At 65.8% G+C, this 12,596-nt stretch carries 9 protein-coding genes, 1 tRNA gene and 1 other RNA gene; 6 read left to right on the top strand and 5 right to left on the bottom strand.

Annotation, left to right across the window (positions count from 1 at the left end; genetic code table 11):
• The first annotated feature begins 40 nt into the window (after window positions 1-40).
• From ACLJEU_RS01420 to ACLJEU_RS01410, 3 genes are all read left to right on the top strand, one after another.
• Entirely contained in the window at window positions 41-2,776 is a 2,736-nt protein-coding gene (locus tag ACLJEU_RS01420; RefSeq protein WP_414663451.1) for a UxaA family hydrolase, read from the top strand.
• 147 nt (window positions 2,777-2,923) lie between these two features.
• Window positions 2,924-3,281: a transfer-messenger RNA gene (gene ssrA / locus ACLJEU_RS01415) on the top strand.
• A 157-nt stretch (window positions 3,282-3,438) separates the two neighbouring features.
• Complete coding sequence (locus ACLJEU_RS01410; RefSeq protein WP_414663452.1) at window positions 3,439-3,987, top strand: GNAT family N-acetyltransferase; 549 nt, start codon at window positions 3,439-3,441, stop codon at window positions 3,985-3,987.
• 17 nt (window positions 3,988-4,004) lie between these two features.
• On the opposite strand, the gene ACLJEU_RS01405 is transcribed toward ACLJEU_RS01410, so the two are convergent.
• From ACLJEU_RS01405 to ACLJEU_RS01385, 5 genes are all read right to left on the bottom strand, one after another.
• Window positions 4,005-5,069: a LacI family DNA-binding transcriptional regulator gene (locus ACLJEU_RS01405; RefSeq protein WP_414663453.1), complete on the bottom strand. Its 1,065-nt coding sequence runs from the start codon at window positions 5,067-5,069 to the stop codon at window positions 4,005-4,007.
• A 172-nt stretch (window positions 5,070-5,241) separates the two neighbouring features.
• On the bottom strand, window positions 5,242-6,771 hold the full coding sequence (locus ACLJEU_RS01400) for an RtcB family protein (protein ID WP_414663454.1): 1,530 nt from the start codon (window positions 6,769-6,771) through the stop codon (window positions 5,242-5,244).
• A 347-nt stretch (window positions 6,772-7,118) separates the two neighbouring features.
• Window positions 7,119-8,558, bottom strand: a complete 1,440-nt coding sequence (locus ACLJEU_RS01395; protein WP_414663455.1) for a TROVE domain-containing protein — start codon at window positions 8,556-8,558, stop codon at window positions 7,119-7,121.
• A gap of 198 nt (window positions 8,559-8,756) precedes the next feature.
• Window positions 8,757-8,898 (bottom strand) — tRNA-OTHER (locus tag ACLJEU_RS01390).
• 110 nt (window positions 8,899-9,008) lie between these two features.
• The gene (locus ACLJEU_RS01385; protein WP_414663456.1) at window positions 9,009-9,251 is read right to left on the bottom strand and encodes a GIY-YIG nuclease family protein; all 243 of its coding nucleotides are present in this window, start codon (window positions 9,249-9,251) and stop codon (window positions 9,009-9,011) included.
• Window positions 9,252-9,979: 728 nt separating this feature from the next.
• On the opposite strand from ACLJEU_RS01385, the gene ACLJEU_RS01380 reads away from it, so the two are divergent.
• From ACLJEU_RS01380 to ACLJEU_RS01370, 3 genes are all read left to right on the top strand, one after another.
• Window positions 9,980-10,888, top strand: a complete 909-nt coding sequence (locus ACLJEU_RS01380) for a LysR family transcriptional regulator (RefSeq protein WP_414663457.1) — start codon at window positions 9,980-9,982, stop codon at window positions 10,886-10,888.
• A gap of 157 nt (window positions 10,889-11,045) precedes the next feature.
• Window positions 11,046-12,092, top strand: coding sequence for a TRAP transporter substrate-binding protein (locus ACLJEU_RS01375; protein WP_414663458.1), 1,047 nt, complete (start codon window positions 11,046-11,048; stop codon window positions 12,090-12,092).
• The gene (locus ACLJEU_RS01370) at window positions 12,089-12,595 is read left to right on the top strand and encodes a TRAP transporter small permease (RefSeq protein WP_414663459.1); all 507 of its coding nucleotides are present in this window, start codon (window positions 12,089-12,091) and stop codon (window positions 12,593-12,595) included. Before ACLJEU_RS01375 ends, ACLJEU_RS01370 begins: the two co-directional genes overlap by 4 nt.
• The last annotated feature ends 1 nt before the right edge of the window (window position 12,596 follow it).

The raw sequence follows: 12,596 nt of genomic DNA, 5'->3' as shown, positions 1-12,596 counted from the left end.
GCGCACTCGACACGTTGCAGCGGCCGCGTTCACTTCCGGCATGGCGAACGCCCCGCTCCCCCTCGATTCCGTTTCGCGCCTGCCTGCTCCGGGCGACAACGTCGCGATCGCCATCCGCCGGCTCGACGTCGGTGAAGTGCTCGCGTTTGCCGACGAGCCGCGCGTGCTCGCTCACACCATTCTGGAAGGCCACCGGTTCGCCGCCCGCCCCATCGCCCCCGGTGAACTGCTCCTCTCGTGGGGACTCCCGTTCGGCCGCGCGCTTCGGCCGATCGCACCGGGCGACTACGTCAGCAATGCCGCGATGCTCGCCGGCCTCGCCGTGCGGCGCGTCGAGGGCCTGCACCTTCCCGCCCAAGCCAACTTCGAAGACGTTCTCGATCATTTCCAACTCGACGAACGCACCCTGCGTCCGGCCCCGCCCGTGCCGCCAGCGCCGTCGCCACGCACGTTCGCCGGTTTCCGCCGGCCCGGCCGCCGCGGCGTGGGTACGCGCAACACCGTCGTCATCCTCGGCACGACGTCGCGCACCGCGAGTTTTGCCCGCCAGCTCACCGCCCGTCTGCAAGCTCTCGCGCGCGTGCATCCCACCATCGACGGCATCGTGGCCATCGCTCACACCGAAGGCGGCGGCACCGGCGAGCCGAACAACACCGCGGAGATCCTGCGCGCGCTGGCCGGCTTCATCGTGCATCCGAACGTCGGTGCGGTGCTGGCGATCGACTACGGCGTCGAACCGATCACGAACGAACGGCTGCGCGCCTTCATGCACGCTAACGATTACGCGCTCGACGATGTGCCGCACCATTTCCTCACGCTGAGCCGTGGACTTGCGGCCGGACTGGCCGAGGGCGAACAGATCGTGCGCGCGTGGCTCCCGGCCGTCGCCGCCTGCACGCGCACCGACGAACCTCTGAGCGGACTGAAGATCGCCCTGCAATGCGGCGGCTCCGATGCGTTTTCGGGCGTATCCGGAAACCCACTCGCCGGCGCGCTCGTCCACGAAGCCATCCGGCACGGGGCCACGGGCGTGTTGACCGAGACGGACGAATCGATGGGCGCCGAGGGCTACATGCTGAAGAACGTCCGCGACGTCGCGACCGCCCGCGCCTTCATCGGCACACTCGATGCGTTCCGCGAAAAACTCGCGTGGCACGGCCTGACTCCCGAGAGCAATCCGTCTGCCGGCAACCGGTTTCGCGGCCTCTACAACATCGCGCTTAAATCGCTCGGTGCCGTGCACAAAAAGGATCCGCGCACGCGGCTCGATCACGTGATCGCCTACGCGCAGCCGCTCGTTGAACCCGGCTTCACGTTCATGAACGGCCCGGGCAACGATCTCGAGGGCATCGCCGGCCAGGTCGGCGCCGGCTGCAACCTGATCCTCTTCGTCACCGGCAACGGCTCGATCACGAACTTCCCATTCGCGCCGACGCTGAAGATCACGACAACGACCCGGCGGCACACGCTCTTGATTCGCGAAATGGACATCAACGCGGGCCGCTACCTCGACGGTGAGCCGATGGAGTCGGTCGCGGCCGACGCCTTCGAAGTCCTCGTCGCCACGGCTTCCGGCCGCAAGACCCGTGGCGAACACGCGGGCCACTCGCAGGTCTCGCTCTGGCGCAACTGGCGTCAGACCGACACCTCGCAACTCCCCGCCCTTCGCGCCCGCGTTGCGCCGGACGGCCAGCCGCTGCAACGCGCGGGTGCGGCCGAATCCACTTCGCCCGCGCTCACCCATTCGGCTCCGGCAACCCTGTCGTTGGTCGCCGCTTCGGGCGGACGATTTGCCACGGAACGCATCGGACTGGTGCTGCCCACCAGCCTGTGTGCGACCCAGATCGCCCGGTTGGCCGCGGAGCGGCTCAATGCGAAACAAGCGGGTGCCGCCCACGGGATTTCCCGCTTTGTCGCCTTCACTCACACCGAAGGCTGCGGTTTCGGCGGCGAAACCATGTACCAGCTGCTGCAACGGACGTACCGCGGGTATCTCACCCATCCCAACGTGGCCGCGGCCCTGCTGCTCGAGCACGGCTGCGAAAAGGTCCCGAACGATGTGATGCGCCAACAGCTTGATCTCGCGGGCATTCCCCTCACCCAATTCGGTTGGGCCAGCGTGCAACTCGACGGCGGCATCGACAAGGCGATCGCCAATATCGAGCGCTGGTTCGCAGAGAAACTGGGCCCGACGTCGCCGTTGCCGAGCGTCACCGTCGATCTCGGTGCGATCACCTTGGGCCTCATGACCGCCGCTCCGGTCACCGACGCCACCGCTGACGCCCTGGCCGCGCTCACGAAAGCGATCGTCCGCGCCGGCGGATCCGTGCTGCAGCCGGAGAGCGATCCGTTGCTGGCGAACCCGCGTTATGTCGGCGCGGTCTTCGGCACCACCCCGCTCCACGCCACGCTGGCCTACGGCGAACCGTTGCAACGCCCGGGCCTGCACCTCGTCGCCAGCGAAACGGATCACTGGGTCGAGAATCTCACTGGCCTTGGCGGTTGCGGCGCGCATCTCGCCCTCACGCTCGTGAGTGGCCATCCGCAACAAGGCCACCCGATGCTGCCGGTCATCCAGCTGGCCGAGACCCAGCAGCGCGGGAGACTGCCGGCGGACGACATCGATGGTTTTCTCAGCGGCGACGCCGCCACGGACTACGCGACGCTGGTGCGCACCGTCGCCGCGGTCGCGCAGCACGAGTGGATTCCCGTTTCCATGGCGCAGGGCTTTGTGGACTTTCAACTTACCCGTGGCCTGCTCGGCCTGACGACGTAATCGGTACCACCGCGACCGGCCACGGCGCTTGCTTTCCCAAGAAGTCGGCGCAATGTGATGGGTCCTGTTCTTTGATTGGTTTGCACACCAATCCGCGAGTGGTGAACAGCCGGGGAAAGCCCGGCCCTCGCCGCTCGCCACCTCTTTGGGGGTGTTCTGGATTCTACCCTTGGTTGGAGTGCGCCGCTGCCTGTCGAGAGTCGTGGGTCTCTCGTTAAATCCCCTGCGAAAAAATCAAACGGCAAAACTGAAGAAATGCCCCTGGCTGCCTAATTAGGCCGCCTCGTCGGTCTGGCGACACCTGCTAGCCAAAACTGACGTCGACAGCAGGCATAGCGCGTGGAGCGGTCCGCGGACCGCGCGTTGTATCTTCCATCCGGGGACTGGCGGGTGCCTAAGCGCGTGTGATGGCATAGCACCGGCGAGATCAAAGTTACACTAAACATGGTAGACGCGGTGCGCAAAGGTCAGGGGCACGCGGGTTCAACTCCCGCCACCTCCACCACTTCAATTCCGTCGTGAGTCCGGTGTAGTCTTCGCACTACGCTGGCTCGCGGCGGAATTTTTCATGCCCGCACGCCGGCGCGCGCCCGAGGCCGACGGGCCGCGGCCTGCCACGCAAAGCGGCTTGAGCTCACGCAGCTCCGCCCAAACGTGAGGTCATGGCCACGCTACTGGCGCGTAACGGAACCTGCCTGACCATCCGTCCGCTGACCTCCGCGGACTTCGGGGCGTTGATCGACTTCCATGCCGCGCTCTCCGTCTCCACCCGCAGCCTCTTCTGGCCCCACGCCTACGACGAGCCGACGCTCACGCGCTACGCGCAGCGTCACGCGGAGGGCCAGGACCGCATTCATCTGCTGTGCACCCCCGCAGCCGTAGTCGGCTATTTCTTCCTGTGGGAATTCGATCATCCCGTGCCGCTCCTCGGGCTGGGCCTGGCTGACGCCTGGCAGGGCCAGGGTTTGGGGGCGGCGATGCTCCAGCACTTGATCGCCGAGGCCCGCGCGGCCCGCCGCGACGGTATCGAACTGACGACCGTGACGACCAACACGCGCGCATTCCGGCTCTACACGCGCGCCGGCTTCGTTCGCATCGGCGACGTTGAAAATCTCGCTGGCGACGGCCGCATCGTGCGCGAACACCGGTTGTTTCTCGCGCTTGCGCCCGACGCGCGCCCACCCGTGCGCGACTTCAAGCCACCCGTTTGAGAAGAAGCCGCCGCGGCTCAGTCGTCGCGGCGCGCCGGCAAACTGGCGCCATCGACCCAGCGGCCTTCCACCAGCACGCGGCGGCAGGACGCGGGAATGCCGCGCTCGTTCTGTTGAATCATGCTGGCGAGCTGCGCCAGCGCGACGCGGCCCACCTCGACGGAGTTCTGATCGACGCCCGCTTCGAAGTGTCCGTCGAGCAGGCTCAGCGCCGCCACGCCCAAATCCTCGGGCACGTGCACGCCGGCCTTTTCCAACACGCGATGCAGATTACCCTGTGCGCTCACCAGGGCGTCGGGCTTGAACGTGCGCAGCCAGCGTTTGATGAGCCGGGCATCCGCGGAAACATTGTCGCCGCTCAACGCCAGCGGCGCGAGGTGCCGGCGCAGCGGGACGTGCGCATCCTGCGCGCTGAAATAACCGGCGCGGAAATTCCCGCCGGTATTCCGATCGAACCGGTGCGAGGTCACGTAGCCAATCCGCCGATACCCGCGCTCCCACGCGCAATCAAACGCCATCGCCCCGCCCTTGAACTGATCGCTCGTCACGATGTGGACATGCGGAACTCTCACCGAGCTGCCGAGCCGCACCACCGAAAAGTGACTCCAGTCGAAGTCCTGCAATTCCAGGCCGTGCGTGTGCGGCGGTATCAGAATTCCACGGACGTTACGGACCACGAGAATCTGCTGGAGGCGGCGGGCGGAGATGTCCCGGCCCACTGCGAACTCCTCAAGCTGATACCCCAGTCGCTCCGCATAAGCGCTCGCCCCGCGCCAGTAGGCGTCGAACTCCTGAAAGCGCCGCAGTTCGCTCGGAGTTCTCCACTGATTCAGCCAGGCGACCGTGGACCGGATCTCCACCGGCTGCTTCGACTGCCGATACGCGGCCAGCGACGAAAGCATCGGATCGGGCCGGTAACCCAGCCGTTGAGCGACCGCCACGATCTGCTCGCGGCGCGCCGCCGAAATACGCGGGTCGCCGCGTAGCGCGAGCGACACCGCCACGTGCGACACCCCGCACTCCACAGCGATGTCGCGCAACGACACGCGCGCCCGGGCACTTGATGCAATCACGTCGGCCATGGTCTTTCGCGGCCGAATCAACGGCCGCGTTTTACGCGTGTAAATACATTCCGCCCTACCGCAGCCGGGCCGCTGGAGATGAAAGGCGAAGCGCGAAAGCGAACACCCGAGCCCTTCCGTCTGGGGCCCGGGCGTTCAACTTACACGCTTCACCTTCCATCGGTTCCACGCCTCAGCCCGCACTGGCTTCGGCCGCGCCTTCGCGTCGCTCCGCCTTGTGCGCGGCGCGTTTCTCCCGGCGCACGCGCAGCCAGTGCGGTTCGGGCGCCTCGCCGGCCATGATGCAGCCCTGCGGCTGAATTTCGCCTACGACGCTGGCCAGGCCGAAGCGCGCAATCTGCGCCTTCACCTTCGTGGCGTCCTTGTAGCCGAGCGGCGACTCCGACAAGTCCGGCGCGCCGCCGTACCAGCGGATGTCGAGGCCGGCCGTCGTCTCCGCCAGGACGCGCTCCACCCGCGCCGGATCGAGTTCACCGTCCGCATCCTTGTAAGGCGCCAGCATCGCCGTGCGCGACAAATTGCGCCCGGCGCCATGCGGGCAGAACGAAAGGTAATCGTTCTGGTCGGAGCCGAGGACAATCAGGATTTCGCGCGCCATGTTCAGCGGAATGAGACCCAGCAGCGGACGTCCCGCCTCGTCACGCCACGCCGGCGTGGCCCCCTTGCCATGGAAGAACGCGTCGCCGCGCTTCCACACAAAGTTGTGCTCGTTGCCGATCTGCACCAGCGCGCGCTGGCCGAGCCGGCGCAGCACCGCGTCGTGGATGAGCGCGTGATTCTCCCGCGTCCAGCGACCGACATACTGCAACGCGTCCCAATACGCGCGGCCGTCCGGCGCATCGCCCGGCAGCCAGACCGCTGCATCCGGGATGTCCTTCGCATTCTCATCGCACCACGCGCGCGCGGCGATCTGCCCGCGTTTGTAGAGATCGGCACCGAGGCCGCGCGAACCATGGTGCGTCACGAGCACGTTGAACGCGCCGTCACGCCGGACGATCCACTCGGACAGCTCGGTGTAACCCGCCGACTCCAGCGCGGCCCGTTGCGTCTCCGTAAACTGGATGCGACCGAGGTAGGCGAAGTGATTGCCGTCACCCTGCGTCCCGAGGAAATCCTGCGCGCGGCTGCGCAGGCCGGACAGGAACGGATTGTCCCACACAGGCTCCTCCAGCACCGCCGACGTCATTTGCTGGCCGCGCGGACGTCCGCCCGCGCCGAAGTGCGTCGTCTTGTGGAGATGATCCATCATCTCGCCGACCGGATGATTGTCGGGAAAGAACGTCGCGAACATCGAGCAGCAGATATCCGCCGAATGCGCCCCGGGAATGATGGCGTTCTCCACCTCGATCGCGCCGCCCACGGGAATGGTGGCGCGGGCATGACCCGACGGACACGCATCGGGCATGATGACCCCGCGCTTCACCACCGGAACCTGCAACAGCTCGAGCATGCGGGCGCGCGCCAGGGCGACATTGCTGGCCTCCTGCGGCGTCTCGGCCTCGATCGCCTCGGCCAGCGGCGCCGGCTCGGCGCGCGGCAGCAGCAACGGCACCTGCTTGGGATGCTCGGCTTCGAGCGCGATGAGGACCGCGCTGCGCGCCAGTCCCGAGGCTTCCAAATCGCGGGCCCGGCGCAGCGCCGCCCCGAGGCGACGCCCTTCCTGCCAACCGGCCGCGACGAGATCGCGGGCTTTGATTTCCATGCTCATGATAAGTTCGTCTGTTCGGCACGACGGAGCGATGAATGCCGCCCGCCGACCGTAGTGGAGTTAAGTGAATAAGGGTTCAAGTGTGACTGCCCGAGCGTCGGGACCGCGAAGTCCTCGCGCCGGTTTTCCGGCCCGAATTACGGAGCCGGGTGAAAGGAACGAGGCCGTAAGGGCGTGGAGCCACGCACGGCCGGAGTGAGTTGTTTTTGCGAATGTGGAAAAGAAAACCGGAGCCGGTCCCAGCCCGGCTCCGGTCGTAGACGCACCGGCGTGACATCGCCATCGCGTCTTCCCGGCGGAGTCGTCACCCGGCGTGGGGCTCTCCCGCAGCCGGAAGTGACTCATTCCGCCAGCTCGACGGCTTCGACCTCGCGCACGAGCGCCTGCGGATCGCGGTCGAGTTTCTGCATGATCTCGAACACCCGGTCGCTCCAACCCGCAAGGCAGTAGACGCGCTCCTGCGGAAACTGGAGCGTGCCGTAGCCCTTGAGGTCGAAGCTGAAGATGCGCGGAGTCACGGCGTGGCGCAGCTTGTAGTCGGCGAACGACTGCACCGGCGCACCGCCCCCGACCCAACCCTGCATGTCCGACAGGATCACCATGCGGTCGTAGGCGCGGTTGGCGCGCTGGAAGATCGCATTGAAGTTGGTCCCACCGGCCATGAACGGAATCCCCTGCGCCGCCGTGAGCGTGCTGTCCTGGGGATTCAAGGTCACGTAGCGCGCGTCATCGCTGAACAGCATCAGATCCGCACCCGTCGCCTTGACCAGGGTCGCCGCGAACAACGAGCCGATCGCCTGCGGCCGTCCCGCCATCGAGCCCGACGAATCAAGCGCGACCAGCGTGTGGCCACCGAACCTCGGCACATTGACGAGCGCATGGTCGATTGCGTTGTTCAACGCCGCCATCACGCGAACGGCGCCGGGCAGGTTGCCCTGCTGCAGCACGTCGATCGCCGCGAGGAACTGGAACGGAAACACGAGCGAGCGGCGGACCGCCTGCGCGTCCTCCAGCTGCACGGCCAGCTCCTCGACCGACTCCGGCGAATGCGTCAGGATGTTGCGCACGTTGCGGAGCAACGCGAGGTACCCGAGCCTGCGCCCGCGCACCAGTTCGCCCCACGCCTGCGCCTTCGCCGCTCCGACCTCGTCGTCGGTCTCCACCTGGCCCGCCTGCGCGAGCTGCGTTTCCCACGTGAGCGCGGGAGCGAGCTCGCCGCGAACGAGCTTCGCCAGCGCGGGAGTTGACGGCGGACGGACGAGGTTGACCGCGTCAACCAGCTTGAACGCTCCGCGGCCGCGCCGGTACTTGGCGACCTGATACTCATCGAAACCCGCGAGGGCCGCGCCGAGTCCCTGTTTGAGGGAGTTCGGCACGGGACGTCCGTAGGTCGCGAGATAGTAGGCGAGCGTTTCCGTGACGTCGTCGGGCCGGCGCGCAACCCGGGCGTAAAAGCCCCGCGTCCATCGCTCGCCCTTGACGACCTTCGCGAGCTCGCCCGCGACGAGATGCGTCACCGAGCGCATTCCGAAGACATGGCGCGCATAGAGCGCAGCCTTCGCGACGAAACGCGGATCGTCGATCACCGCGATCAACGCCCGGATGCGCGCCATCGTCTGCCGCTCGGTGCGGTAGAACTCGTCCTCGAGCAACGTGGTGAGCAGGAGGGAAACGAATTCCAGTTTGGCGGTCGGCGTGTACGCGCGACCATTCTCATAATTCACCGTGTCCGGCGGGGATTCACCGCGGGCCAACGGGGTAAGCTGACTGAATCTGGCCATGGTGGCCTCCTTGGTTTGGTTGAGTCCGCGGGCAGGATGCCCGCGGGGGATAACCCGGACGCCGGGGTGCGGTGGTAATAACGGGAGAACAACGTGTACGGCGACGGCCTAACGGCCCGACGGACGCCCTGACCACAGGGCGTCCGTCACAACATCGCTGCGCACTCACAGCCCGAAAGAGAGACGAGGGAGAAAGCCGGACGCGGGGGGTGGAGTTGAACCACCGCATCGTTGGTTGATGGCATGACCGAAGTAACCGCGCCCTCACTGCCCTCGAAATGAATCCCAGGAGAAAACCGAACCGGGTGTTGGACGTGCTCTACCCTTGAGCTACCGCCCCGGGGGACCGGAGCGGATCGGACTTGAACCGACAACCACGCGCGGGTCAGCGAAGTAACCCGATTCTCACTGCCTGGAAAATTGTCTGCCTTCGCGAAGGCTTCGGCGGGATCACAAATGGCGTTTCTGAAAGGCTCGGCCGGAGCCTGACTTCAAGTAGGACTCGAACGTCTCAGCTCGGGCTCGCGTATCGAACGCGCAGTACCAGCGGAGCGTCCACGGCCCATACTTCGCAGTATGAAAAGACCTGCCGGCGTTATGCTCTTCAAGTCGCACCCGGAGATTGCATGTCGACCCGACGTAGAAGCGTCCCGCTGCAGCCTGGCTCTCGATCACATAGACGTAGAACACCATTCGAGGATCATCACTGCCCGGACCCGTCACGATAGTCGCGCGCCCCCAACGTAGGGCACCTGCCGCAGGCCTGCATTCGATCCGGGCCGGCTCAGCTCGCCACAGCTTTCGGCCTCCGAAAGCGCCGGCGGCAGGGCGCACCGCGTGTCTTGTACTAAAAAACAAATCGCAAAAAAGAACTCACACCGTCGCCCCTTTTACTGCAGTCCCGTCGAAGGGCGCGAAGTAGTTTGGGCGGCCGCAGGATTTGATGCGGTCGTGGTGCTGATTGACTGGGCTCAGCACTGAAGCCGCTTACGAAATATGGAAAACGAGTGTACACTCGGCTCCCGGAAGCGGCCCCCTCGGGGCACTAAAAAACCCACTTCCGGGCGGAAGTGGGTCGGCGTCAGACTGCACTTAGTCTGGACGTCAACAGGTCCCACTTCCCAGGAGGATCATGCAATTCGGTCGATTGAGACCTCGTTTGCCTTGAATCCTCGACGTCGTTCGCGATCCGAAGACCACATCCAACGTGTGCCGTCCGGTTGACCGGAAGGCGGAGAGTTGGGTGTAGAAACGGGTGGCCATGGAAGGGGGCGGGACGACGGTGGACGAAGCGGAAAGTGCAGAAAGTGGGTGAAGGTCTTTTGCCGCCGGCATCGGGATGCGCCTGCGACCTGCACACTCTACCGGAACGGCTGAAATCTTGCCATGCCGCGTTCGGCAGCATACCTGACTGCCCAGTCATGTTTGAATCCCTTTTCGCCGAACGCGGGCTTTCGCTCGACCGCCTCAAGATATTGATCGAGGTCCACGATGCCGGAAGCATCGCGCAGGCCGCGCCCGGCGATCCGCATCGGCAGAGCCAGTACAGCCGGCAACTCCGCGAACTATCGGAATTCTTCGGCTGCGAGGTGGCACACCGTCGCGGCAAGATTCTCAAGCTCACGGTGCGCGGCGCGAAGCTGGCCGAGATGGCGCGCGAACATCTGCGCTCGCTCGATGACTTTCGCGCGGAATGCCGCGGCGACAGCGTCGCGTTCACGATTGGCGCGGGCGACAGCCTGATCCAATGGCTCGTGATTCCCCAGCTCGGCCGGCTGGTTGAATCGTTTCCCGGCACGCGCTTCGAGACGACCAATCTGCGCACGCGCGAAATCGTGCAGCAACTCACCGACGGCCGGCTCGACTTCGGCATCATCCGGAAGAGCGCGCTCGCGCCGGGTCTGAAGTCGGTCTCGATCGGAATTGTCCGTTATGTAGCGCTCGTGCCGGACTGCCTGGTGCGCGGACGCAAGGCACCCACGCTGCGCGAGGTCCTCGGCGAATTGCCGCTCGCCACGCAAACCACGGACGGCCAGTTCACGTCCGGCCTGCGCGAGCTGGCCAAGACCTTCGGCGTCACGCTCGCCCCCGCCCTCGCCTGCCAGTCCTTCCCGCAAACGATGGCGGCGGTGCGCTCCGGCCGGTTTTGCGCCATCGTGCCCGAGCTGGCCGTGCGTGATCTTCCCGCCAAGTCGGTGCAGCGCATCACCGGCGAACCGTTGCGGCTGCTGGCGCGTGAAGCGATGCTCGCGTGGAACCCGCGCCTCGTACGCGTCCGCCCTCACGCGAGCAAACTGGCCGGCGCGCTGCAGGAGGCGCTGCATCTGTGAGGCTCGTTTCGCTCCATCGCTTTTCTCGTCCACTTTGAGCCGGCGATCGAGGATCGAGATGCGACGACGGTTGATCCGTCGTTGCGCTCGACACCCGGCCGCGGCTCGTAACATCGTCGCCGGTCTTCACCCCTTGGCGCCCACCCCGAATCTCCGCATGAATCGATGTCGTCCCTCCCGCCGCTCCGAGTTCCGTTTGCGCGGGCATAACGCGGTGTTCCGACTGGGCCCGCTGGGTGCCGTGGCTCTGGTCGTGGCCGCGCTGTTCGTCGCCGGTTGCGGGGCCAAACGGGACGTCAAGGTGATCAAACTCGCCCACGGCCTTGATCCGCAGCACAGCGTGCACAAGGGCATGGTTTTCCTCGGCGAGAAGCTGGCCGAGAAATCGGGCGGGACGATGCGCGTCGACGTGTATCCGAGCGGCCAGCTCGGCAGCGAACGCGAGTGCCTGGAACTCGTGCAACTCGGCGGGCTCGCGATGACGAAGGTGTCGGCGAGCGTGCTCGAGGGCTTCGCGCCCGAGTTCAAGGTGTTCGGCCTGCCGTATCTGTTTCGCAATGACGCCCACAAGACAGCGGTGCTCGACGGCCCGATCGGACGGGAGATTCTGGCCGCGCCGCAGTCGAAGTTCATGCGCGGCCTCTGCTACTACGATTCCGGCAGCCGCAGCTTCTACACGAAGTCGCGGCCGGTCCGGACGCCGGACGATTTGAAGGGCCTGAAGATCCGCGTGCAGGAAAGCCCGATGGCGTTTGCGTTGATCCGTGCCTTCGGCGCGTCGGCCACGCCCATTTCCTTCGGCGAGCTCTATACGTCACTGCAGCAGGGTGTAGTCGATGGAGCGGAAAACAATCCGCCCAGCTTCCACCTCGCGCGGCATTACGAGGTCTGCAAGTTCTACTCGCTCGACGAACACACCAGCGTGCCCGACGTCGTCGTGATCAGCACGCACTTCTGGAACAGCCTGACGCCGCAGCAGCAAAAGTGGCTGCAGGAAGCAGCGGACGAGTCGGCAGTGCACCAACGCGCGCTCTGGGAGAAATCCACCATCGAATCGCTCGCTGCGGTGGAAAAAGCCGGCGTGGAGATCATCCGGCCCGACAAGACGCTCTTCGCCGCCCGGGTCGCGGAACTGCACGAGACGGCCCGCCAGGATCCCATTGTAGGCCCGCTCGACCGTAGGATTGCGGAGGTGAAACCATGAAAGCGTTGCGTCACGCCATCAATCGCCTGCTCGGCGGCACCATTTGCGTGCTGATGGGCGCCATGGTCCTGAACGTCCTTTGGCAGGTCTTCACGCGCTTCGTCCTGCGCAACCCGTCCAGTTTCACCGAGGAACTCGCCCGCTACATGATGATCTGGGTCGGCCTGCTCGGCTCCGCCTACGCGACGGGCAGGAAGTCCCACCTCGCGCTCGACCTTCTGACTGGCCATCTGCAGGGCGCACGCAAGCGCATGTCCGAGATCATCATTCAATGCGTGGTGCTGATCTTCGCCCTCGCCGTCCTGGTCGGCGGCGGCGGCCGGCTGGTATGGATTCAACTCTCCCTCGGCCAGCAATCGGCGGCGCTGCAGGTGAAACTCGGTTATGTTTACATGGCCGTGCCGCTGGCGGGCCTGTTCATCGTCTTCTACAGCGTGCTTTTCCTGCGGGAGGCCATTCGCGGCGAGACGGAGACGGCGCAGCAATCCTCGGGGCTGAACTAAC

It is taken from the genome of Terrisphaera buseokensis (genome assembly GCF_047521145.2).
GTDB lineage: Bacteria > Verrucomicrobiota > Verrucomicrobiia > Opitutales > Opitutaceae > ER46.
The sequence above is the reverse complement of the archived record's forward strand: the minus strand, read 5'-3'. Positions and strand labels throughout refer to the sequence as shown.